Genomic DNA, 21,585 nt, shown 5'->3' with positions numbered 1-21,585 from the left:
GTGCAGGAACTGCCCGAACAGTGTTGCAGATGTGACCCGTGGGACGTCGTGATCACATCTCGAGCAGCGCCTCGACCAGCGGAGCCTGCTTCTGCAGGGTCCTCAGATGAGGCGCGACCGCCGGGTGGCGGAACTTCGCGAGCAGCGGACCCTCGCCCGGCGTGACCCGGCTGAGTGCCCACTCGGCACGGCTGAGAGCGGTGTAGACCGCGCTGATCTGGGCACCGAGAGTCACCTCCTCGCGGGTCGCGATGCCGGGCGGCAACCCCAGGACGTACGCCTCCAGCAGGGGCTCGAAGGACTCCCGGGCGTGCAGCAGGTAGAGGCCGAGGTCGCCGCCGACGGGACCACGGCCGAGGCTGGACCAGTCGATCGCGATCAACCGCTCGCCGTCGTCGGTGCGCCCGAGGAGGTTTTGCGGCGCGGGGTCACCGTGCTGGGCGACCTGGGGCAGCCCGTCGAGGAGATCGGTGAAGCGACCACGCCGCTCCCAGAGGGTGTGGGCGATGTCCGCCGCGGTCGTACGCATCATGGTCGGCCAGCCGCCGTTGTATTCCACCCGCGCGATCCGGTCACGGAACTGGTCGCGGGCCAGCCAACCGGCATCGCCCAGCTCCGCGCCGGCGAAGCGGCCCATCGAGAGCGCCGCGAAGAGCCCGGAGTTGGCGGCATCCTCGACCCAGTCGGTGGTCAGGGTGATGCCTTCGTCGTCCTCCTGGACACTCGTGCGGGCCGAGATCATGCCGGGAGTGTGGTCGAGCAGCCCCGCGGTGGCGACGTCCGCCGCCCGCCGCCAGTAGGCGAAGTGTCGCCGACGGCTCAGCTCGACCGGATCGTTCGTCCCTGGCCTCCCCAGCCGCTTGACCACGACCGGATCATCGCCCGCGGCTGTGCGCCAGACCCCCAGCGTGGAGGGTCCGGTGCCTCCCGGAAGGAGGTGCCACCCGGGGTCGGGCTGCCACATGCTTGCCAAAGTAGCGCATCCTCGCAGGTCGTCACGGCATTCCCGGCCGGGATGCCACCACCCGACGACTGGCCCGATATCGTTGAGCCGATGTCCGAGACTGACTACTGCGAGCTGTGTGACCTGCCGAAGTCACAGTGCATCCATGGGCGGCCCCCGGCCCCGCCCGCTCCGGCTCCGGTCAAGAAGCCGGCGACCCGGGTGCGCAAGACCACGACGAGCTCGTCGGCCTCGGCGCCGCGGGTCGTCACCAAGTCCGCTCCCCGCAAGTGGACCCCACCGGCCGCCTTCGCGCCGCTCATCCTCGAGATCCTCGAGACGGCCGGCGGCTCGATGACTGCCGACGCGGTGCTCGACGAGCTCGAGACCCAGCTTGCCGACCAGCTTCTCCCCGGAGACTTCGAGACCACCCCGGAGGGCGAGCTCCGCTGGCGCTACGCGGCCCGGCGCGCCCGCCAGAAGCTGCTGACTGACGGCCTGATGACCAAGGGCGCTCCGGGGGTCTGGCAGCTCCCCTGACGCCTCAGCCGTCGGCGTTGAGGACCTCGATCCGCACCTTCTGGGCGTCCTCGATCGCCTGATCGAGCACGGCGCGGTTGGGGTCCTGGACGGGCAGCCACGGCCCGGCGACGGTGAGCGCCTGCAGGCGCCGGTCACCGAGCACGTCGTCGACACCGCCGTGGTCGCCGCCGGTGACGAGCGGGCCACGGAGCCCGTCGAGGATCCGTGCGGCGTGCTCGGCGGCCGCCTCGTAGGCCGCGCTCGCCTGGTTGGCACGGCGCCGGGCGAAGCGCTGCTGGCTCCAACCGCCGGCCTTGGTCTTCCCCTGCACGTGACGCCGACCGATCTTGTGGTCGGCGATCTCGCCGCCGCTCATCCGGGCGATCGCGAAGCCGCCCTTGCGCACCAGCAGGAGGCCCCACTCCTGCGGCGCCGCCGAGGCGGCGATGAACGCCTCGACCTCGGCCGGTCCGGCGTACGTCTTCTCGAACGGCAGCGCCGCGATGAACGAGGAGCCGTCGGCCGCGGCGCCGGTCAGCGCACCGGAGTCCACCGCGAGCCGGGTCTCACCGTGGCGTGCGGCGAAGTTGTCGACCCAGCGCTGGATCCGAGCGACCGGGACGGCGACGTTGGGCATGGCCGTACGCTACCGGCCCAGCTGGCGCAGCAGATGCTCCGGTGCGATCTCGCGGTAGGCGTCCTCGCAGACCTCGGCGACCTCGGCCCAGTCGAGCTCACCATCGAGCCGCATTCCGACCCAGCCGCGGCCACCGACGTAGGGAGGTACGAAGAATCGCGCAGGATCGTCGCCGACGACCTCGTCCTGCACGCCTGCCGCCGCGGCTGCCCACAGGTGCGGCTCGTCGCGTCCGTGGTGGCCCGACGGCCACAGCATCACGAACTGCTTCTTCACGAAGAACCCGGGCGCACCATGGGTGACCCGTTCGGTCGCCTCGGGGAACCCGAGGCAGATCCCCCGGACCCGCTCGGTCAGCTCGTCGGGTGTCATGCGACCATCATCCGACTTCTCGAACGACCCGCGCCGGCGTGCCTGCGGCGACGACGCGATCAGGGATGTCGCTTAGCACGACGCTTCCGGCACCGATAACCGAGTCGGCGCCAATCCTCACACCCGCGCCGACCGTCACGCTCGCGCCCAGCCAGACATTCGAGCCGATCTCGATCGGCAGGGCGCGCTCCCAACCCTCCCGACGCAAATCGGGGTCATCGACCGGATGAAGAGCGGTCACTATCTGCGCACCAGGCCCGATGCGGGCGTCGGCACCGACCCGGATCGGCGCGTCGTCCATAAAGAAGGCGTTGGCGTTCACGAACACGCGATCACCGAGCCTGATGTTGTAGCCATAGGAGCACTGGAAGCGAGGGACGACCTCGACACCCGTGCCGATCTCGCCGAACAGCTCGCGAAGTACCTGGTGACGTACGACGTCATCGTCCGCGCGTGCGCCATTGAAGCGGTCCAGCCGCCGCCAGCAGTTGCGACGGAGGCTCTGCAGCTCAACATCATCGAGATACCACTCGCCCGCCTCAAGGCGGATCCGCTGCTCGTGCACGCGGAGGTCACTCCGGCTTCGGCCAGATGAGCTCGAAGCGCTCGAGCACGACGGGCATGTCCTCGGCGAAGCCGCGGTCGTGGCCTGCCTCCTCGGAGAAGAAGCGGCGGTGGACCTCGCGCCAGTGCTCCAGAGAGCCGTCGCCCTCACCCTCCGCGCGGGCGTGCTCCTCGGAGACCTCGTCGAACGGCACCACGTCGACAGCGGTCGTCACGACGAGGGCGCGCGGGTGGCCGGCACCGTCGAGGACGATGCCGAGGGTGCCGACGGTCGGGATGGGCTCATCGGCGGCCTCGTAGTCCCACATCGCCGAGGCGGTCGCGGTCTTCACACCTTCGAGGACGAGCTCGAGAAGCTCGTTGGACTGCTCGGGCGTGCCTCCGAACGCCCACGCCGGCGGCTGCAGCGCCTCCAGCGGCGACGCGCCGAAGTAGCCCGGCGCGGCGCTGAGGTGAGCGTGGTGCTTCACGTCCTCCCAGAACGCGGCGATGTCGGCCTCCTGCTGGGAGTCGTAGACAGGGGCGTCTGGCGCGGGGGTCACGGCATCGTCGCTCATAGGCGACACTCAACCACAGTTGGCCGCTCAGTCGTGCCCGGACTCGACAGACGTACGCGGCGCGGCGGATCGTGCCGTCACCAGGCGAGCCTCGACGCGCCAGCCGAGACCGGCGTAGAGGGCCTCCCCCATCTCGCTGGCGACCAGGAGGCCGCGGGTCGCGCCGGCCTCCCGGGCGGCCACGACGAGCAGGCTCATCACCGCACCGCCGAGCCCGCGACGACGGTGGTCGGGGTCGGTCCGGATGCGGTCGGCGACCGCGTCGGTGCCGATGACCGCGACCCGTCCGCCGGCCGCGACCACCTCGGCGTCGTCGTCGGAACGCACGGTCACCGCGACGACACCGCCGTCGCGCTCGACCTCGACGCGGTAGCCGTCGGGAAGCGGACGGGACTCGTGGTCGGCGAGACCGATCGACATCAGCGCCTCCTTGGCGTCGCCGGCCGCCAGCCCGCCCTCGGCGAACCAGGGACGTACGCCGGCCGGCGAGTCGGTCACCACCGACAGCCAAGCCTCGGGCGTGGCCCGGACCGTGTCGACCAGCCCGCCGAGCGTGGCCGCGTCGTCGGTCGCCACCCACTCGACCCGGCGCTCCGGTTGCCCCACCTCGACACGTACGCCGCCAGGCACCTCCGTGGGACGCGGGAAGCCCCGCGAGTAGGCCCAGCCGCGCGCCCAGCGCGAGACCAGCTCGGGAAGGTCGGCGCTCTGCGCGGCGGCGGCGAGAGCGGCCTGCCGGCCGCGGTACCACTCCCCCAGCACGGTCGCGCCGAGCACGGCGACGGCCAGCACGAACGCCAGCGGGTCCAAGGTGATCAGCCCGACCACCGCGATCCCCACCGCGGCGAGGTAGCCGAACCAGATCCGCCCAGGAGCCTCCACGTCCGCGGAGCCTACCCGGCTGGGTCCACCGGGTCAGCCGAGCCGCTCCCGCAACGTCGCGACCCCGGGCCCGGTCAGGTCCGCCAGCGCGACCGGACGGCCGGAGAGCGCCATCGCCAGGGCCTCGCTCGGGCCGGCGACCTCGGCGTCATCATCCGTGCCCCAGGACCAGTCCTGGTCGGTCGCACGCAGCGCGAGCCCATCGAGCCGCCCGGCCGGGACCACCCCGAGCGATGCCTGCTTGGTCGGCAGCCAGTCGAGCACCGCCCGCCAGTCCTCGAGAGGGACGTCGGTGTCGAGACCAAGAGGCCGAGCGCAGTCGCGCAGGTGGATGCAGTGGTCGGTGAACTGCCCCATCGGACCGACCCCGGGCGCCGGCACCCGCTTCCCGGCGTACGTCCTCAGCAGACCGGTCAACTCGGCGACCGGCCGCCGCGCCTGCTCCTCGGCGATCGCGGCGGAGGCCCGGTCGATGGAGCCGCCGGCCAGCAACGTACGCCACAGCAGCCGTCCGATCCCGACCGAGAACGGCATCGCGCTGTGGCCGAGCACCTGCCTCACCGTCCAGGCGGAGCAGAGGCTCTGCGTCTCCAGCTGGGTCTCGTCGAGGCCATCGAAGAAGTCGGCGAGCAGGCGGCGGTTGTCGGCTGTGCGGGCGGCAACGTCCATGGTCCAACCCTGCCAAACAAAACCAGTGGCTGCGCGGGAGTCCGGTCAGTAGCGTTGAGGACATGCGCGAATGCACCACCACTTACGACATCCTGGGCCGGCCGGTCCCGGGCGTGGACTTTTCGCGTACGGAGCCGCATCAGATGTAGGTGCTCACAGCACCCACCAGGGCCGCTCCGATCGACGGGAGCGGCCCTTTCTCATGTTCAGCAGCAGCACCAGGAGGTGAACGAGATGGAGATCATCACACTTTTCGGAGACGGCAACAGCTCCAAGACCTATGAGCTGACGCTGAAGCACCCCACTCCCCGGACCGACGAGTGGGCCTGCGTGGGCGAGGACCCGGAGCTCTTTCATCCCGACGACCTCACCCAGCTCGCCGAGGCCCAAGAGGTCTGCGCGGGCTGCCCGATGAAGCAGATCTGCCTCGACCTCGGCCTCGCCCGCCGCGAGTTCGGTGTGTGGGGCGGCGTCCTCCTGGAGAACGGCAAGCCCCGCGAGACACCCAGAACCCCGGGTCGCAAGCCTTACAAGCGCAGCCAGGAGGCGATCGCGCGGGCGGGCCGCGTCGCGTGAAAAGACGTGAGAGTCCCGTGGTCACCAAGGTGACCGCAGGACTCCCACGTCGAGACGTTCCCTCAGACGTTGAACCCGAGAGCGCGCAGCATCTCTCGGCCGTCGGGGGTGATCTTGTCCGGACCCCACGGCGGCATCCAGACCCAGTTGATGTGTACGTCGTTGACCATGCCCTCCAGCGCGGTGGAGGTCTGGTCCTGGATGACGTCGGTCAGCGGGCAGGCGGCCGAGGTCAGGGTCATGTCGAGGACCACGTTGGAGTTGTCCTCCACGTGGATCCCGTAGACCAGGCCCAGGTCGACGACGTTGATACCGAGCTCGGGGTCGACGACGTCCTTCATCGCCTCCTCGACGTCCTCGATCTTCAGGCTGGCGCCCTCGACCGTGGACGTACGCATCCCCTGCCACTCCGGGGCCTCGTGACCGTGGCCGTGGCCGTGACCCGAGTGGTCGTGACCGGCGTGGTCGTGACCCGCGTGGTCGTGTGTGCTGTGATCGGTCTCAGTCATCACTTCTCCTCGGCGAGTGTCTTGGCCGTGGCGTCTTTCCACGCCATCCACGACAGCAGCGCGCACTTGATCCGGGCGGGGAACTTGGCGACGCCGGCGAAGGCGATGCCGTCCTCCAGAACGTCCTCGTCGGGCTCCACCTGGCCCTTGCCCTGCATCAGTCGCAGGAACTCCTCGTGGATGACCATCGCCTCGTCCACGGTCTTGCCGACGACCAGGTCGTTGAGCACCGAGGCGGAGGCCTGCGAGATCGAGCAGCCGAGGGCGTCGTAGGAGATGTCCTCGATCTTGCCGCCATCGACATGCACGCGCAGGGTGATCTCGTCACCGCAGGTCGGGTTGACGTGGTGAACCTCGGCTTCGAAGGGGTCGCGAAGACCCTTCCCGTGCGGGTTCTTGTAGTGGTCCAGGATGATCTCCTGGTACATCGCTTCGAGGTTGGCGGCAGTCATCACTGGTCCAACTTGAAGAACGTGCGTACGTATTCCAACCCCTCGACCAGCGCGTCGATCTCGGCGGGCGTGGTGTAGAGGTAGGACGACATCCGGTTGGAGGCCTGCACGCCGAACCGCTGGTGGGCCGGCTTGGCGCAGTGGTGGCCGGCGCGGATGGCGACACCCTTGGAGTCGAGCACCTGGGCGACGTCGTGCGGGTGGACCCCGTCGAGCTCGAAGGCGATCGCACCGCCACGCTTGGCCGCGTCGGCCGGGCCGAGCACGGTCACCCCGGGCACGCTCGCCAGACGCTCCAGCGCGTAGGCCGTGATCGCCTGCTCATGGGCGTGGATGTTCTCCATGCCGACGTGCATGAGGTATTCCAGCGCGGCGCCGAGACCCACCGCCTCGGCGATCGGCGGGGTGCCGGCCTCGAACTTGTGCGGGATCGGAGCGTACGTCGACTTCTCCATCGTGACGGTCGCGATCATCTCGCCACCGCCCAGGAACGGCGGCAGCGCCTCGAGCGCGGCACGCCGGCCCCACAGGACGCCGATGCCGGTCGGGCCCACGACCTTGTGGCCGGTGAAGACCAGGAAGTCGGGGCGCTCCTCCTCCGCCATCGACGACAGGTCGATCGGCAGCACTGGAGCCGCCTGGGCGGCGTCGACGACGACGAGGGCGCCCACCTCGTGGGCCTTCCGGGCGATCTCGGCGATCGGGTTGACGGTGCCGAGCATGTTGGAGACCCAGGTCAGCGCGACGATCTTGGTCGCCGGCGTGATCAGCTCGTCGATGTTCGACAGGTCGAGCTGACCGTCGTCGGTGAGCCCGAACCACTTCAACGTCGCACCCGTACGCTGCGTGGCGATCTGCCACGGAACGATGTTGGAGTGGTGCTCCATCTCGGTGGTCACGACCACGTCGCCGGCAGCCAGCGGCACGGTGTTGGCGACCAGGTTGAGCCCCTCGGAGGCGTTCTTGGTGAAGATCACCTCGTCACGCTCGGGCGCGCCGAGGAAGCGCGCGACGGTGTCGCGCGCCCCCTCGAACGCCTCGGTGGCCTCGGCACCCAGGTGGTGCATCGCCCGGGCGATGTTGGCGTTGTGCCGCTCCAGGTGGTCGACCATGGTGTCGATCACGATCTGCGGCTTCTGCGAGGTGTTGGCGCTGTCGAGGTAGACCAGCGGGGTCTCGCCGCCGTCGAAGGTGCGCTCCAGGATCGGGAAGTCCTTGCGGACCAGATCCAGGTCGGGCAGCAGACCCTTCATGTCAGACCCCTGCCGCGACGTACTTCTCGTAGCCGTTGGCCTCCAGCTCCTCGGCGAGCTCGGGGCCGCCCGACTCCGCGATCCGGCCGGCGACGAAGACGTGCACCTGGTCGGGCTTCACGTAGCGGAGGATGCGGGTGTAGTGGGTGATCAGCAGGACCGACTTGGCCTCGCGGGCGCGGAAGTCGTTGATGCCCTCGGAGACCACCTTGAGCGCGTCGATGTCGAGGCCGGAGTCGATCTCGTCGAGCAGCGCGAAGGCCGGGTCGAGGATGTCGAGCTGGGCGATCTCGTGGCGCTTCTTCTCCCCACCGGAGAAGCCCTCGTTCACCGAACGCTGGGAGAAGGACGGGTCCAGGTGCATCTTGTCCATCGCACCGTTGACGTCCTTGACCCAGGTGCGCAGCTTGGGGGCCTCGCCGTCCAGCGCGGTCTTCGCGGTGCGCAGGAAGTTGGCCACGCTCACGCCGGGGACCTCGACCGGGTACTGCATCGCGAGGAAGAGACCAGCCTTGGCGCGCTCGTCGACCGACATCTCCAAGACGTCCTCACCGTCGAGGGTGACGGTGCCGCCGGTGATGGTGTACTTCGGGTGGCCGGCGATCGAATAGGCCAGGGTCGACTTGCCCGAGCCGTTGGGGCCCATGATCGCGTGGGTCTCGCCGGAGTTGATGGTCAGCGTGACGCCCTTGAGGATCTCCTTGGGACCGTCCTCGGTCTCGACCGAGACCTGCAGGTCCTTGATCTCCAGCGTGCTCATGCGTTGTCCTTCGTGATCAGGGTGTTGATGTTCTTGGCGAGCTCGGCCTCGACCGTTCCGGTCAGCTTCTCCTCGAGCTCGGGGACGCCGATCTGGCGGATCAGGTCGTTGAAGAAGCCGTGCACGACCAGGCGCTTGGCCTCGGTCTCGGAGATGCCGCGGCTCTGCAGGTAGAAGAGCTGCTCGTCGTCGAAGCGGCCGATCGCCGACGCGTGACCCGCGCCCTCGATCTCGCCGGTCTCGATCTCCAGGTTGGGCACGGAGTCGGCCCAGGCACCGTCGGTGAGGATGAGGTTGCGGTTCTCCTCGTAGGTCTCGATGCCCTCGGCCTCCTTGCGGATCAGCACGTTGCCGATCCAGACCGCGTGGGCCTTCTCGCCCTGCAGGGCGCCCTTGTAGACCACGTTGGACTTGGTCTTGGGAGCGGTGTGGTCGACGAAGAGACGGTGCTCGATGTGCTGGCCGGCGTCGGCGAAGTAGAGGCCGAGCGACTCCACCGAGCCGCCGGGGCCGGCGTACTCGGCCGAGAAGTCGTGGCGCACCACGTCGCCGCCGAAGCTCACCGAGACGTGCTTGAGGTTGGCGTCGCGGCCGACCTTGGCGTGCTGGGTGGAGAGGTGGACGGCGTCGTCGGCCCAGTCCTGGACGGAGACGACGGTGAGGTCGGCGCCGTCCTCGACGACGATCTCGATGTTGTCGGCGACGACGGCGGAGCCCTCGAAGACCAGCACGACGGTCGCCTTGGCGAACTTCTCCGCGACGATCACCGCGTGACCGGCGCCGGCCGTCTCCGAGCCGGTGCCGTGGTGACGGATCACGGTCGCGCCCTCGACCACGGTGTCGGTCGGGATGCGCACGACGGTCGCGCCGGTGCTGGCCGCCCAGGCCCGCGCCGAGACGCGGTCGGTCGGGACCAGACCCGAGGAGCCGCGTACGGCGTCGTCGGCCGCCACGGTCTCGACGGTCACGCCCGCGGCCGCCTCGACCTCCACCTTGGTCGCACCGTCGGCGAACGGGGCGTCGTCGTGGATGTCGTGGAGACGCTTGAGCGGGGTGAACCGCCAGATCTCCTCGCGACCCTTGGGCACCGCGTGCGCCTCGACGTCGAACGATCCCTCCGGGTGGAGGTGGCTCTCGACCTTGTTCATCTCGAGAGCATCAGCTACTGCCGTCATCAGCCGACGGCTCCTTCCATCTGCAGTTCGATCAGGCGGTTGAGCTCGAGGGCGTACTCCATCGGGAGCTCCTTGGCGATCGGCTCGACGAAGCCGCGCACGATCATCGCCATCGCCTCGTCCTCGGCCATACCGCGCGACATCAGGTAGAACAGCTGGTCGTCGGAGACCTTCGAGACCGACGCCTCGTGGCCCATCGACACGTCGTCCTCGCGGATGTCGACGTAGGGGTAGGTGTCGGAGCGCGAGATCTGGTCGACGAGCAGCGCGTCGCACAGCACGTTGGACTTGGAGCCGTGGGCGCCCTCGTTGACCTGGATCAGGCCGCGGTAGGACGTGCGGCCACCGCCACGGGCCACCGACTTCGAGAGGATGCTCGAGGAGGTGTTGGGAGCGGCGTGCACCATCTTGGCGCCCGCGTCCTGGTGCTGGCCCTCGCCGGCGAAGGCGATGGACAGCGTCTCGCCCTTGGCGTGCTCACCCATCAGGTAGACCGCCGGGTACTTCATGGTCACCTTGGAGCCGATGTTGCCGTCGACCCACTCCATGGTCGCGCCCTCCTCGCAGACGGCGCGCTTGGTGACCAGGTTGTAGACGTTGTTGGACCAGTTCTGGATGGTCGTGTAGCGAACCCGGGCGTTCTTCTTCACGATGATCTCGACGACCGCGGAGTGCAGCGAGTCGGACTGGTAGATCGGGGCGGTGCAGCCCTCGACGTAGTGAACGTAGGAGCCCTCGTCGGCGATGATCAGGGTGCGCTCGAACTGGCCCATGTTCTCGGTGTTGATCCGGAAGTAGGCCTGCAGCGGGATGTCGACGTGGACGCCCTTGGGCACGTAGATGAAGGAGCCACCCGACCACACCGCGGTGTTCAGCGCGGCGAACTTGTTGTCGCCGACCGGGATCACCGTGCCGAAGTACTCCTGGAAGATCTCCGGGTGCTCCTTGAGCGCGGTGTCGGTGTCGAGGAAGAGCACGCCCTGCTGCTCCAGGTCCTCACGGATCTGGTGGTAGACGACCTCCGACTCGTACTGCGCGGCGACACCGGCGACCAGGCGCTGCTTCTCCGCCTCCGGGATGCCGAGCTTGTCGTAGGTGTTCTTGATGTCCTCGGGCAGGTCCTCCCAGCTGGTGGCCTGCTTCTCGGTGGACCGCACGAAGTACTTGATGTTGTCGAAGTCGATGTCCGAGAGGTCCGAGCCCCACGTGGGCATCGGCTTGCGGCCGAAGAGCTTGAGGCCCTTCAGGCGCAGGTCGAGCATCCACTGCGGCTCCGACTTCTTGCCGGAGATGTCGCGCACGACAGCGTCGTTGAGGCCACGCTGCGCCGCGGCACCAGCGACGTCGGGATCGGACCAGCCGAACTCGTACTTCCCGATGCCCTTCAGCTCGGGGTTGAGCTCCTCGATGGAGGTCATGTCGTGACCTGCTCCTTCTTCTTCGAAACTTCACCGGACCCGGAGGACCCGGGAGGGATGTGCGTCGTGCAGACACCGTCACCGTGAGCGATGGTGGCCAAGCGTTGTACGTGGGTGCCGAGCATCTTCGCGATCGCGTCTGTCTCCGCCTCGCAGAGCTCGGGGAACTCCTGGGCGACATGAGCGACCGGGCAGTGCTGCTGGCACAGCTGCTCGCCGGCGTCATGGCCGTTGATCAGCGGGAGCTCCCTGACGGAGGCCGCATAGCCGTTGGCCGTGAACACGTTCGCGAGCACCTGCGCGGGGCTGAGGTCCGTCTCGCCTGCGGCGATCCGGTCCAGTCCCTCCTTGATGAACGCCGCGCGGCGCTCCGCGAATTCCCGCACGGCCTCCTCACCGGCCACTTCGGAGAGGAACCGGAGCGCCTCGACGGCCAGGTCGTCGTACTTCTTCTCGAAGCCGTCGCGACCCTGGTCGGTGAGCGCGAAGAGCTTGGCCGGCCGGCCCCGTCCACGGGACGACGCGGTGCGCGGCTCGCGCTGCTCCACCGCCTCCTCCTCGGCCAGGGCGTCCAGGTGGCGCCTGACCGCGGCCGGGGTGAGGTCGAGCCTCTTGGCCAGCGTCGCGGCTGTCTGCGGACCGTCGACGAGCAGCGACCGAGCGACCCGCTGGCGGGTGCTCTCCTCGCTGGTCTCTGCGGGCTGCAGAGTGGTCTCGTCGAATTTCACAACACCATTGTGACGTTATTCCCCCAGGCGATTCAACGAAGGCAACCCTTACCTGCCCGCCGGGACGGTGAGGGCGTGTCGTACGTCACGACCGCGGCCGCCCGGCAGCGAATCGCCGATCAACCCGTCGGCATCCCGTCCAGGGTCGGAGAGACGAGGGCGGCGACGCCCACGTACACGGCGTCGGGCGACAGCCAGCGGGTGCCACGGTCGGAGCGCAGGACCGCGCGACCGCGTTCGAGGTCGAAGATGCCGACCCGGGTGCGGCCACCGGAACGCACGACCGCCACCTCTCCGCGCCTGGGCCTACGGGGGTTGATCACCAGGTCGGAGCCGGGCGGCAGGCCGCGGGAGGTGAGGTGGGCGCCGACGAGACGGTGCACCTGCGTTACGTCTTCCGGCGCACGCGCAGGTGACCGCTTCGCGGCCGCCGGCACCGCATCGGGAACGATGTCGAACGGCAGCGGTACGTCGCACCGGGACGCGCCGCCAGTCGATCTCATGTTCGAAAGCGTACCGGCAGGTGAGGGCACACGGAACCGCCCGAGGGTTGTGAAGCCGACAGTGACCCATGGGCCACTCCCAGCTTCACAACCTCATCCCTTGACGCAGAGCAGCGTGCGGAGGCGGGCCTCGACCGAGACCAGGTCGGTCTGAGCCTCGATGACGCTCTCCAGCGACTTGTACGCACCAGGGATCTCGTCGACGACGCCGGCGTCCTTGCGGCACTCGACGCCCTCGGTCTGGGCGGCGAGGTCGGCGACGCTGAAGGTCTTCTTCGCCTTCGTCCGCGACATCTTCCGGCCCGCGCCGTGGGAGGCGGAGCAGTAGGAGGCCTCGTTGCCGAGACCGCGGACGACGTACGAGCCGGTGCCCATCGAGCCGGGGATCAGGCCGAACTCGTCGGACTTGGCCGAGATCGCGCCCTTGCGGGTGACCACCAGGTCGACGCCGCCGTAGGTCTCCCGGGCGACGTAGTTGTGGTGGGCGTTGACCTCACGGCCCCACACCACCGACGGGAAGAAGCGCGCGAAGACGCCCTTGACCGTGGCCATCATGATCCGCCGGTTGAGCTTGGCGTAGTCCTGGGCCCAGTAGAGGTCGTGCAGGTAGGCGTCCATCTCCGCGGTGCCGGCCAGGAAGACCGCCAGGTCGCGGTCGGGCAGGCCGAGGTTGTGCTCGAGCCCCTTGGCCGCGTAGATGTGCCGCTCGGCGATCTCCTTGCCGATGTTGCGCGACCCGCTGTGCAGCATCAGCCAGATCACACCGTCGTCGTCGGAGGTCACCTCGATGAAGTGGTTGCCGCCGCCGAGCGAGCCGCACTGCGCGACCGCCCGCTTGTGCCGGTCGTCGAGCTGGGGCGCCCGCAGGTCCTCGAAGCCGCCGAAGAGCTTGTCGAAGGCGGCCTTCAGCTCGCGGTCCTTGCGGACGGCACCGGCCTGGCCGTCGTTGGCCTGGAAACCGACCGGGACCGCCTCCTCGATCGCCGACCGGAGCGGGCCGAGGTCGTCGGGCAGGTCGCTGGTGGTGACGGAGGTCTTGACCGCCATCATCCCGCAGCCGATGTCGACACCGACCGCGCTCGGCGAGACGGCGTCCTTCATCGCGACGACGGAGCCGACCGTGGCGCCCTTGCCGAGGTGCACGTCGGGCATGACGCGTACGCCGTGCACCCACGGCAGCTTGGAGATGTTGCGCAGCTGGTCCTGGGCGGCGTGCTCGATCTCGTGCGGGCGTGCCCACATCAGGGTCTCGGCCTTGGCGCCGGTCAGGGCGATCGGGAACTCGTTCGTCATCTTCTTCTCTCCTCTGGTCGTGGCCGGCATGCGAAAGGGCCGCTCCGGCCGGGTTCTGTTCGGCGGGAGCGGCCCCTGGACGGGATGCGCTGTAGGTCAGCGCGTCGGCGGCTCCTGGCCGATGCGGTCCGAGCGGAGGTCGGAGCGCAGGCAGGCTTCGCTCGCCTGACCGGGGTTCCCGGCGGCGGAGCGGATCTCGACCGACCTGCGCATGCTCATCTCCTCGTCGTGTGTTGCTGTGACCGAAACGGTAGTCAGCGACGTACGTCCGGTGCCACCGGTTTACGCCAGGCGGGCGGGGAAGCCACCGGTGGCGACGGGGCCCCAGCGCCTCGGGGTGATCCGGAGGAGGGACTTGCCCTGGTCGACCATGGCCTGGCGGTACTCGTCCCAGTCGGAGTGCTCGCCGGAGATGTTGCGGAAGTAGGTGACGAAGGCGTCGAGCGCCGCTTCCCCCGACACGGCGTCGAGGACCTCGGCCTCGCCGTCGACCTGGACCCAGGCGCCGTTCCACTCCTCGGAGAGGACCAGGACGCTGACCTGCGGGCGACTGCGGGCGTTGCGGGTCTTGGCCCGCTCGGGGTAGGTCGCGATGACGATCCTGCCGTCGTCGTCGACGCCACCGGTGACCGGCGAGAGCTGCGGGGACCCGTCGGCTCTGCTGGTCATCAGGATCATCTGGTGGCGGGGGCGTACGAACTCCAGCAGCCCCTCGAGATCAACGGTCGTGTTCGTCGCGATCGTGCGTGCCATGGCCCCCAGCCTGCCAGGTGAACCCGTCAGGATCGGTGAAGGCCTCGTCGCCGCCACCGAGGACGATCCCGTACGCGCCGTCCGGGTCGAGCGCGACGCCGGTCTCCTTCTCCAGGGCGTGCCGGGGGTAGATCGCGAGCTGGACGGCGCCGGGAGCGGCCTCGAACTCGGCGTACTTGCCACCGAAGCTGCGCTTCACGCCCAGGCCGCGCGCGGCGTAGAACCTCTTGCTGACCTTGACGTCGGCGACGCCGAGGAGCAGGACGATGTCGTCGATCTCCCGAGTGGCGGGGCCGCGGTCCTTCTTGGCGGAGGTCGCGACCTTCCAGACCGACCCGTCAGGAGCCTGGACGATGCCGCCGTAGCCCCAGAAGGACTTCTCGACCGGCTTGAGGGACGTGGCTCCGGCGGCCAGGGCCGAGTCGACCAGGCTGTCGACCGTCGAGGGCTGGCTGACGACCAGCGAGATCGTGAATGGTCGGCCGGAGCCGGTGCCGGGGCCCTGGCGCAGGGAGATCTGGTCGGCGAGGCCGAAGGCCTTCTCGTAGAACGCGCGGGCGTCTGTGGTGTCGGTGGAGTCGAGGGTGATGGTCTGAAGAGTGAACATGTCTCGACCCTAGGAATCCCGCGGACCCAGGGCTTCTCGATTCCTGACCGCTCGTTTTGTTGATCTTCTGAGAAGAAAAAGTTTCTGAGACACCGCGTCATGGCCCCCGGGGCATCGCGTCTCATCCTCGCGTTGGCCGTCCTTCGGTGGGAGTTGGGCGGCCAACGTCCTTGTCGGCAGCCTTACAGGCAGCTAAGAATCCACAGGATCGCAGCTACGCGATTGGGCCGGTGGCGTGCCCCTTCTTAGACTGCCGCCGTGGAATCTTCCGTCGCCAGGCCTGCTGTCGAGGTACGCGACCTGCGCATGACCTACGGCGACAAGACGGCCGTCGACGGCCTCACGCTGAGCGTCGCGGCGGGCTCGATCACGGCCGTGCTCGGGCCGAACGGAGCCGGCAAGACGACCACGCTGGAGACGTGCGAGGGCTATCGCCGCCCCCAGCAGGGGACGGTGCGGGTGCTCGGGCTCGACCCGATCGCCGACCGCAAGCAGCTGCTCCCCCGGATCGGGGTGATGCTGCAGGGACAGGGCGCATGGAGCGGCGTACGCGCCATGGAGATGCTCAAGCACATCGCGCGGCTGCACGCCCATCCGCTCGACGTCGACGCCCTGGCCGAGCGGCTGGGTCTGGGCGAGTGCGGCCGCACGCCCTACCGGCGGCTCTCCGGCGGACAGCAGCAGCGGCTCGGCCTGGCGATGGCGCTGGTGGGCCGCCCGGAGCTGGTCTTCGTGGACGAGCCGACCGCGGGGATGGACCCGCAAGGGCGGCGTACGACCTGGGACCTGCTGCGCGAGCTGCGCGCGGACGGCGTGACCGTGGTGCTGACCACCCACTACCTGGAGGAGGCCGAGGAACTGGCCGACCAGGTGCACATCATCGACCGCGGCCGGATGATCGCCTCGGGAAGTCCGCTGGAGCTGACCCGCGGCGGTGCGACCGCGACCGTGCGGCTGGTCGTGACCAAGCCGTTCCCGCCCGGTGCCCGCGAGTCCTTGCGTGCGGCGCTCGGCCAGGACACCGAGGTCACCCTCCTCGACGAACGCTCGATGCGGGTCACCGGCAAGGCCGACCCGACCACGCTCGCCAAGGTGAGCCGTTGGTGCGAGGAGAACGACGTCCTCCCGGAGTCACTGACGCTGGGCCGCAGGAGCCTCGAGGACGTCTTCCTCGATCTCACCGGAGGGCTTCTCACCGAGGGGGTCGAGCATGTCTGAGGTGGCCACGGGGACCTTCACCCCGAAGCCCGGCGGTGCCCCGATCACCCGGCAGGTGATCGCGCAGGCGCTGATGGAGGCGAAGCTGATGCTCCGCAACGGCGAGCAGCTCCTCCTGGCCGTGGTGATCCCGGTGATGGTGCTCGTCGGCGGCGTCACCGCCGGCAACGCGATCGAGCTCGACCTCGGCACCGACCGCGCTCTGGTCGACATCCTGACTGCGGGCGTCCTCGCGCTGGCGATCATGTCGACCTCGTTCACCAGCCTCGCGATCGCGACCGGGTTCGAGCGGCGCTACGGCGTGATCAAGCGGCTCGGCGCCTCCCCGCTCCCCCGCACCGGGCTGCTCGCCGGCAAGGTGCTCGCGCTCGGCTGCGTACAGCTCGTGCAGCTCTTCGTCATCGGCGGCGTCGGCCAGATCCTCGGCTGGACCCCGGCCGCGGGCTTCGGCACCGTCCTCGCCTTCTTCCTCGCCATCGCGACGGGCACCCTGGCCTTCGCCTCGCTCGGGCTCTTCGTCGCCGGCGTGCTGCGTGCGGAGGCGACCCTGGCCGCGGCCAACCTCATCTACCTGCTCCTCCTCGCCGGGGGCGCCGTGGTGCTGCCGCTGACGGCCTACGGCGCCTACGGCGACGTTGCCCGCTGGCTGCCCTCGGGCGCGCTGGGAGAGGCGGTACGCACCGCCTTCCTCGACGGCCTCCCGGCCTGGCGCGACCTCGGCGTACTCCTGATCTGGGCCCTCCTCGGCTCCACCCTCACAGCTAGGACCTTCAAGTGGGAATGACGACCACGGAACCCTCCACCGGCCCGGCTCCCTCGGCCAAGGCTCCCTCAGCCAAAGACAGGGTCCTCGCCTGGCTCCGCGCCCACGCGTTCGGTCTGGCCATCGCCAACCTGGTCGCCAACATCGGGATCGTCGTGACCGGCGCAGTGGTCCGGCTGACCGGCTCCGGCCTCGGCTGCCCGACCTGGCCCAAGTGCACCGAGGAGTCCTACGTGGCTCACGAGGCACTCGGGATCAACGGGGTCATCGAGTTCGGCAACCGCCTGCTGACCTACGTCCTGGCTGCCATCGCCATCACGGTCGTCATCGCCGTCTGGAACCGGCGAGGGGTCATCCGCAACCTGGCGATCATCATCGCCTGCGGCGTACCGCTCCAGGGGGTCATCGGCGGCATCACGGTGCTCACCGAGCTCAACCCCTACGTCGTCGCGCTCCACCTGCTCGCCTCGATGGCGATGGTCGGCCTGTGCGTCTGGCTGCTCGACGAGCTCCGCTCACCCGAGCGTGAGGCCGCTCCGCGCCACGTGCGCGTCGCCGCACTCGTCACCTTCGCCGTCGGCTGGCTCTCCCTCTGGCTCGGCACCGTCGTGACCGGCTCTGGCCCCCACTCCGGCGACCTCGACTCCCGCCGCACCGGCCTCGACCCGGCGCTGATGTCCCACATCCACGCCTACGCCGTCTACGCGCTCATCGCCGCGACCCTGGTCACCCTGTGGCTCGGCCGCAAGCACGCGTACGTCCGTCAGGTCACGATCGTCCTGCTGGTCATCGAGCTGGCTCAGGGCCTGATCGGCTGGGTCCAGTACCTCACCGACCTCCCGGTCGTCCTGGTCGGCTTCCACATGCTCGGCGCCGCCCTCATCTCCGCCGGCCTCGCCCGCGTCGTCTGCTCCGTCCGCGCCCACGCCTGAACCTCGCAGTCTTCAGCGCTGGGCGAATTGCGAAGCAATCGCAATCAGAACAGCGGGTCCACGGCCAGGGCGACGAAGAGCAGGCTCAGGTAGAGGTTGCTCGAGTGGAAGAGCTGCATCGGGCGGATCTTGGTGAGGTCCTCGGTGCCCTTGGCCCGCGCGTGCAGCTGGTGGGCCTGGACGAGGAAGACGGCGCCGAGGCCGATGGCGGCGACCGGGTAGAGCCAGCCGGTGGAGGCGACCGGCCACAGCAGCAACGAGGTGGCGACCATGACCCAGGAGTAGGCCACGATCTGGCCGCCGACGTGGCGGGCGGACTTGACCACCGGCAGCATCGGCACGTCGACCTGCGCGTAGTCCTCGCGGTAGCGCAGCGCCAGCGCCCAGGTGTGCGGCGGGGTCCAGAAGAACACGACCATGAACAGGATCAGCGGCTCCCAGGACACCTGGTTGGTGACCGCGGTCCAGCCGATCAGGGTCGGGAAGCAGCCGGCGATGCCGCCCCAGACGATGTTCTGGGTGGTGCGCCGCTTGAGCAGCATCGTGTAGACGAAGACGTAGAAGGCGTTGGCGGCCAGCGAGAGACCCGCGGAGAGCCAGTTCACGAAGAACCCGAGCACCAGCACCGACAGCACGGCCAGCACCGAGCCGAAGATCAGGGCCGCGCGCGGGGTGACCACGTGGCGCGGCAGGGCCCGGCGCCGCGTACGCCTCATCTGCTCGTCGATGTCGCGGTCGTAGACGCAGTTGAAGACCGAGGCCGATCCGGCCGAGAAGATCCCGCCGACGACGGTGGCGGCGACCAGGCCGACCCCCGGGACGCCCTGCGCGGCGAAGAACATCACCGGCACGGTGGTCAGCAGCAGCAGCTCGATCACGCGCGGCTTCGTCAGGGAGACGTACGCCGAGATGACATCGCGCATTGACGCGCGGTCGCTACGCTGGTCGAGGTCGGGGACCGGCTGTTCGACGTGCGTCACTGAGAAGATCCTTCTCGATCGGGTTGAGGCGTCACATGCGGCTCATACAAGCAGTTCACAGCATGCGGCTCGCAGTCTAACCCGGGGCGTGAGTAGGCTCGGATTCGGCAGCCCCCACGGCCAGCCCAAGAACTTCCCATGTGGACTCCACCGATTTGAAAAGGCACCTCGTGAGCACCAAACCTGTACTCGAGTGGACCGATCTGGACCGCAAGGCCGTGGACACCATCCGCGTCCTCGCCATGGACTCCGTGCAGAAGGTCGGCAACGGCCACCCTGGCACCGCGATGAGCCTGGCCCCGGCGGCGTACCTGCTCTTCCAGAAGGTGATGAAGCACAACCCCGCCGACACCGACTGGCTCGGTCGTGACCGGTTCGTCCTCTCCGTCGGACACTCGAGCGTCACCCTCTACATCCAGCTCTACCTCGGCGGCTTCGGCCTCGAGCTCGGCGACCTGGAGAGCCTGCGCACCTGGGGCTCGCTGACCCCGGGCCACCCCGAGCGCGGCCACACGCGCGGCGTGGAGGTGACCACCGGCCCGCTCGGCCAGGGTGTCGCCAACGCCGTCGGCATCGCGATGGCCCAGCGCCGGCTGCGCGGCCTGCTCGACCCGGACACGCCGGTCGACCAGCCGAGCCCGTTCGACCACAAGACCTACGTCCTGGCCGGCGACGGCGACCTGCAGGAGGGCGTGAGCGGCGAGGCCAGCTCGATCGCCGGCACGCAGAAGCTCGGCAACCTCACGATGATCTACGACGCCAACCGGATCTCGATCGAGGGCGACACCAACGTCGCCTTCACCGAGGACGTCGCCGCCCGCTACCGGGCCTACGGCTGGCACGTCCAGGAGGTCGACTGGACCCACGACGGCACCGAGTACTCCGAGGACGTGCCGGCGCTGTTCGATGCCATCAACGCCGCCAACGAGGTCACCGACCAGCCGTCGCTGATCGTGCTGCGTACGATCATCGCCTGGCCGGCCCCCAACGCGCAGAACACCGAGGCCGCCCACGGCTCGGCGCTCGGCACCGAGGAGGTCGCCGCGACCAAGAAGGTGCTGGGCTTCGACCCGGACAAGACCTTCGACGTCGACCCCGAGGTGCTCGCCCACACCCGTAAGCTCGTCGAGCGCGGCGAGAAGGCCCAGGAGGCCTGGCGCGCCGAGCAGGCCGCCTGGGCCGAGGCCAATCCGGAGGGCGCGAAGCTGCTCGAGCGGATGCAGGCCGGGGAGCTCCCCGACGGCATCGCCGACGCGCTGCCGTTCTTCGAGGCCGACGCCAAGGGCATCGCCACCCGCGCCGCGTCCGGCAAGGTGATCAACGCGCTCGCCCCGGTGCTGCCCGAGCTGTGGGGCGGCTCGGCCGACCTCGCCGGCTCCAACAACACCACCATCTCCGGCGCCCCGAGCTTCGTCCCCGAGGACCGCTCCACCCACGAGTGGAAGGGCGACCCCTACGCAGGCCGCGTGCTCCACTTCGGCATCCGCGAGCACGCCATGGGCGCGATCCTCAACGGCATCGTGGCCCACTCGCCCACCAAGGCCTTCGGCGGCACCTTCTTCCAGTTCTCCGACTACATGCGCGGTGCCGTACGCGTCGGGGCGCTGTCGAAGCTGCCGGTGATCCACGTCTGGACCCACGACTCCATCGGCCTCGGCGAGGACGGCCCGACCCACCAGCCGGTCGAGCACCTCGCCGCGGTCCGGGCCATCCCGGGCCTCGACGTGGTCCGTCCCGCCGACGCCAACGAGACCGCCGCCGCGTGGCTCGAGGTGCTCAAGCACCACGACCGCCCCTCGGCGCTCATCCTGACCCGTCAGGCGCTGCCGACGTTCCCGCGCGGGGTCGACGGCTACGCGACCACCGAGGGTGTGGCGAAGGGTGGCTACGTGCTCCTCGACTCGCCCACCGGGACCGTCGACGTGGTGCTGCTCGGCACCGGCTCGGAGGTCCAGTACGCCGTGGCTGCCCGTGAGGAGCTGGCGAAGGAGGGCATCGGTGCCCGCGTCGTCTCGCTGCCGTGCCTGGAGTGGTTCGAGGCCCAGGAGCAGGACTACCGCGACTCGGTGATCCCGCCCAGCGTCAAGGCACGGGTCAGCGTGGAGGCCGGCGTGAAGCAGGGCTGGCGGGAGTACGTCGGCGACGCCGGCCGGATCGTCTCGCTCGAGCACTTCGGTGCCTCGGCGTCCGGTTCGCTGCTGTTCAAGGAATACGGCTTCACCCCGGAGGCGGTCGTCACGGCCGCCAAGGAGAGCCTCGCCGCCATCAACAAGGGAGCATGAAATATGTCTGACCGACTCAAGGCGCTGGCCGACGCCGGCGTGTCCATCTGGCTCGACGACCTCTCCCGCGAACGGATCGAGACCGGCAACCTCGCCGACCTCGTCAAGGAGAAGTCGGTCGTCGGGGTGACCACCAACCCGACCATCTTCGCCGCCGCGATCGCCAACGGCGAGCGCTACGACGAGCAGCTCCGCTCGCTCGTGGCCGAGGGCAAGGACGTCGACGAGATCATCTTC

Annotated in this window: 26 protein-coding genes; 7 read left to right on the top strand and 19 right to left on the bottom strand. The window is 69.3% G+C overall.

Annotated elements, in window-relative coordinates; genetic code table 11:
- Positions 1–52 precede the first annotated feature (52 nt).
- Positions 53–964 carry a phosphotransferase gene (locus ACFVJS_RS02690; protein ID WP_378877208.1) on the bottom strand — a complete coding sequence of 304 codons (912 nt, stop codon included), beginning with the start codon at positions 962–964 and terminating at the stop codon, positions 53–55.
- Between the two features lie 90 nt (positions 965–1,054).
- Here ACFVJS_RS02690 and ACFVJS_RS02685 point away from each other — a divergent pair, with 90 nt between their 5' ends.
- Positions 1,055–1,483 carry a hypothetical protein gene (locus ACFVJS_RS02685; protein ID WP_378877206.1) on the top strand — a complete coding sequence of 143 codons (429 nt, stop codon included), beginning with the start codon at positions 1,055–1,057 and terminating at the stop codon, positions 1,481–1,483.
- 4 nt (positions 1,484–1,487) lie between these two features.
- On the opposite strand, the gene ACFVJS_RS02680 is transcribed toward ACFVJS_RS02685, so the two are convergent.
- From ACFVJS_RS02680 to ACFVJS_RS02655, 6 genes are read right to left on the bottom strand one after another with little or no spacing between them, the layout of a single operon-like run.
- Complete coding sequence (locus tag ACFVJS_RS02680) at positions 1,488–2,102, bottom strand: acVLRF1 family peptidyl-tRNA hydrolase (RefSeq protein WP_378877204.1); 615 nt, start codon at positions 2,100–2,102, stop codon at positions 1,488–1,490.
- A gap of 9 nt (positions 2,103–2,111) precedes the next feature.
- Positions 2,112–2,474 carry an MmcQ/YjbR family DNA-binding protein gene (locus ACFVJS_RS02675; protein WP_378877201.1) on the bottom strand — a complete coding sequence of 121 codons (363 nt, stop codon included), beginning with the start codon at positions 2,472–2,474 and terminating at the stop codon, positions 2,112–2,114.
- Between the two features lie 7 nt (positions 2,475–2,481).
- Positions 2,482–3,039 carry a sugar O-acetyltransferase gene (locus ACFVJS_RS02670; protein WP_378877199.1) on the bottom strand — a complete coding sequence of 186 codons (558 nt, stop codon included), beginning with the start codon at positions 3,037–3,039 and terminating at the stop codon, positions 2,482–2,484.
- 7 nt (positions 3,040–3,046) lie between these two features.
- The gene (locus tag ACFVJS_RS02665; protein ID WP_378877197.1) at positions 3,047–3,595 is read right to left on the bottom strand and encodes an ASCH domain-containing protein; all 549 of its coding nucleotides are present in this window, start codon (positions 3,593–3,595) and stop codon (positions 3,047–3,049) included.
- 27 nt (positions 3,596–3,622) lie between these two features.
- The gene (locus ACFVJS_RS02660) at positions 3,623–4,477 is read right to left on the bottom strand and encodes a GNAT family N-acetyltransferase (protein ID WP_378877195.1); all 855 of its coding nucleotides are present in this window, start codon (positions 4,475–4,477) and stop codon (positions 3,623–3,625) included.
- A gap of 33 nt (positions 4,478–4,510) precedes the next feature.
- Positions 4,511–5,146: a maleylpyruvate isomerase family mycothiol-dependent enzyme gene (locus ACFVJS_RS02655; protein WP_378877193.1), complete on the bottom strand. Its 636-nt coding sequence runs from the start codon at positions 5,144–5,146 to the stop codon at positions 4,511–4,513.
- A 234-nt stretch (positions 5,147–5,380) separates the two neighbouring features.
- Here ACFVJS_RS02655 and ACFVJS_RS02650 point away from each other — a divergent pair, with 234 nt between their 5' ends.
- Positions 5,381–5,722 carry a WhiB family transcriptional regulator gene (locus tag ACFVJS_RS02650; RefSeq protein WP_165111034.1) on the top strand — a complete coding sequence of 114 codons (342 nt, stop codon included), beginning with the start codon at positions 5,381–5,383 and terminating at the stop codon, positions 5,720–5,722.
- A gap of 62 nt (positions 5,723–5,784) precedes the next feature.
- On the opposite strand, the gene ACFVJS_RS02645 is transcribed toward ACFVJS_RS02650, so the two are convergent.
- The 11 genes from ACFVJS_RS02645 to ACFVJS_RS02595 all read right to left on the bottom strand — a co-directional run bounded on the left by ACFVJS_RS02645 (position 5,785) and on the right by ACFVJS_RS02595 (position 15,173).
- The gene (locus ACFVJS_RS02645) at positions 5,785–6,120 is read right to left on the bottom strand and encodes a metal-sulfur cluster assembly factor (protein ID WP_165111166.1); all 336 of its coding nucleotides are present in this window, start codon (positions 6,118–6,120) and stop codon (positions 5,785–5,787) included.
- 110 nt (positions 6,121–6,230) lie between these two features.
- Positions 6,231–6,683 (bottom strand): Fe-S cluster assembly sulfur transfer protein SufU, encoded by a 453-nt coding sequence (gene sufU, locus ACFVJS_RS02640; RefSeq protein ID WP_378877191.1) that lies wholly within the window; start codon positions 6,681–6,683, stop codon positions 6,231–6,233.
- The gene (locus ACFVJS_RS02635) at positions 6,683–7,936 is read right to left on the bottom strand and encodes a cysteine desulfurase (RefSeq protein WP_378877189.1); all 1,254 of its coding nucleotides are present in this window, start codon (positions 7,934–7,936) and stop codon (positions 6,683–6,685) included. Before ACFVJS_RS02635 ends, sufU begins: the two co-directional genes overlap by 1 nt.
- Position 7,937: 1 nt before the next feature.
- The gene (sufC, locus tag ACFVJS_RS02630) at positions 7,938–8,696 is read right to left on the bottom strand and encodes a Fe-S cluster assembly ATPase SufC (protein WP_378877187.1); all 759 of its coding nucleotides are present in this window, start codon (positions 8,694–8,696) and stop codon (positions 7,938–7,940) included.
- Positions 8,693–9,871, bottom strand: coding sequence for a Fe-S cluster assembly protein SufD (gene sufD, locus ACFVJS_RS02625; RefSeq protein ID WP_378877185.1), 1,179 nt, complete (start codon positions 9,869–9,871; stop codon positions 8,693–8,695). The genes sufC and sufD overlap by 4 nt, the downstream gene beginning before the upstream one ends.
- Positions 9,871–11,289 carry a Fe-S cluster assembly protein SufB gene (gene sufB / locus ACFVJS_RS02620; protein WP_165111046.1) on the bottom strand — a complete coding sequence of 473 codons (1,419 nt, stop codon included), beginning with the start codon at positions 11,287–11,289 and terminating at the stop codon, positions 9,871–9,873. The genes sufD and sufB overlap by 1 nt, the downstream gene beginning before the upstream one ends.
- A complete protein-coding gene (locus ACFVJS_RS02615; protein ID WP_378877183.1) occupies positions 11,286–12,017 on the bottom strand; it encodes a helix-turn-helix transcriptional regulator in 732 nt (243 codons plus the stop codon). The genes sufB and ACFVJS_RS02615 overlap by 4 nt, the downstream gene beginning before the upstream one ends.
- 119 nt (positions 12,018–12,136) lie before the next feature.
- On the bottom strand, positions 12,137–12,520 hold the full coding sequence (locus tag ACFVJS_RS02610; RefSeq protein WP_378877181.1) for a hypothetical protein: 384 nt from the start codon (positions 12,518–12,520) through the stop codon (positions 12,137–12,139).
- Between the two features lie 93 nt (positions 12,521–12,613).
- Positions 12,614–13,813: an RtcB family protein gene (locus ACFVJS_RS02605; protein ID WP_378877179.1), complete on the bottom strand. Its 1,200-nt coding sequence runs from the start codon at positions 13,811–13,813 to the stop codon at positions 12,614–12,616.
- Between the two features lie 282 nt (positions 13,814–14,095).
- Complete coding sequence (locus tag ACFVJS_RS02600) at positions 14,096–14,566, bottom strand: PPOX class F420-dependent oxidoreductase (protein ID WP_378877177.1); 471 nt, start codon at positions 14,564–14,566, stop codon at positions 14,096–14,098.
- Positions 14,532–15,173, bottom strand: coding sequence for a glyoxalase (locus ACFVJS_RS02595; RefSeq protein WP_378877175.1), 642 nt, complete (start codon positions 15,171–15,173; stop codon positions 14,532–14,534). Before ACFVJS_RS02595 ends, ACFVJS_RS02600 begins: the two co-directional genes overlap by 35 nt.
- A gap of 258 nt (positions 15,174–15,431) precedes the next feature.
- Here ACFVJS_RS02595 and ACFVJS_RS02590 point away from each other — a divergent pair, with 258 nt between their 5' ends.
- The 3 genes from ACFVJS_RS02590 to ACFVJS_RS02580 are packed head-to-tail and all read left to right on the top strand — an operon-like array spanning position 15,432 to position 18,086.
- A complete protein-coding gene (locus ACFVJS_RS02590) occupies positions 15,432–16,391 on the top strand; it encodes an ABC transporter ATP-binding protein (protein WP_378877173.1) in 960 nt (319 codons plus the stop codon).
- Positions 16,384–17,175, top strand: a complete 792-nt coding sequence (locus ACFVJS_RS02585; RefSeq protein ID WP_378877171.1) for an ABC transporter permease — start codon at positions 16,384–16,386, stop codon at positions 17,173–17,175. Before ACFVJS_RS02590 ends, ACFVJS_RS02585 begins: the two co-directional genes overlap by 8 nt.
- Entirely contained in the window at positions 17,172–18,086 is a 915-nt protein-coding gene (locus ACFVJS_RS02580; RefSeq protein ID WP_378877169.1) for a heme A synthase, read from the top strand. The genes ACFVJS_RS02585 and ACFVJS_RS02580 overlap by 4 nt, the downstream gene beginning before the upstream one ends.
- Positions 18,087–18,130: 44 nt before the next feature.
- Here the strand turns inward: ACFVJS_RS02580 and ACFVJS_RS02575 are convergent, their stop codons facing one another.
- Positions 18,131–19,066, bottom strand: coding sequence for a heme o synthase (locus tag ACFVJS_RS02575; protein WP_378877167.1), 936 nt, complete (start codon positions 19,064–19,066; stop codon positions 18,131–18,133).
- Positions 19,067–19,236: 170 nt separating this feature from the next.
- On the opposite strand from ACFVJS_RS02575, the gene tkt reads away from it, so the two are divergent.
- Both tkt and ACFVJS_RS02565 read left to right on the top strand, forming a co-directional pair.
- Positions 19,237–21,348 carry a transketolase gene (tkt, locus tag ACFVJS_RS02570; protein ID WP_378877165.1) on the top strand — a complete coding sequence of 704 codons (2,112 nt, stop codon included), beginning with the start codon at positions 19,237–19,239 and terminating at the stop codon, positions 21,346–21,348.
- Positions 21,349–21,351: 3 nt separating this feature from the next.
- A partial coding sequence (locus tag ACFVJS_RS02565; RefSeq protein ID WP_378877163.1) for a transaldolase family protein occupies positions 21,352–21,585 on the top strand: 234 nt, incomplete at its 3' end.

The sequence above is a fragment of the Nocardioides sp. NPDC057772 genome (genome assembly GCF_042798075.1).
In the GTDB taxonomy this organism is placed as follows: Bacteria; Actinomycetota; Actinomycetes; order Propionibacteriales; family Nocardioidaceae; genus Nocardioides.
The sequence above is the reverse complement of the archived record's forward strand: the minus strand, read 5'-3'. Positions and strand labels throughout refer to the sequence as shown.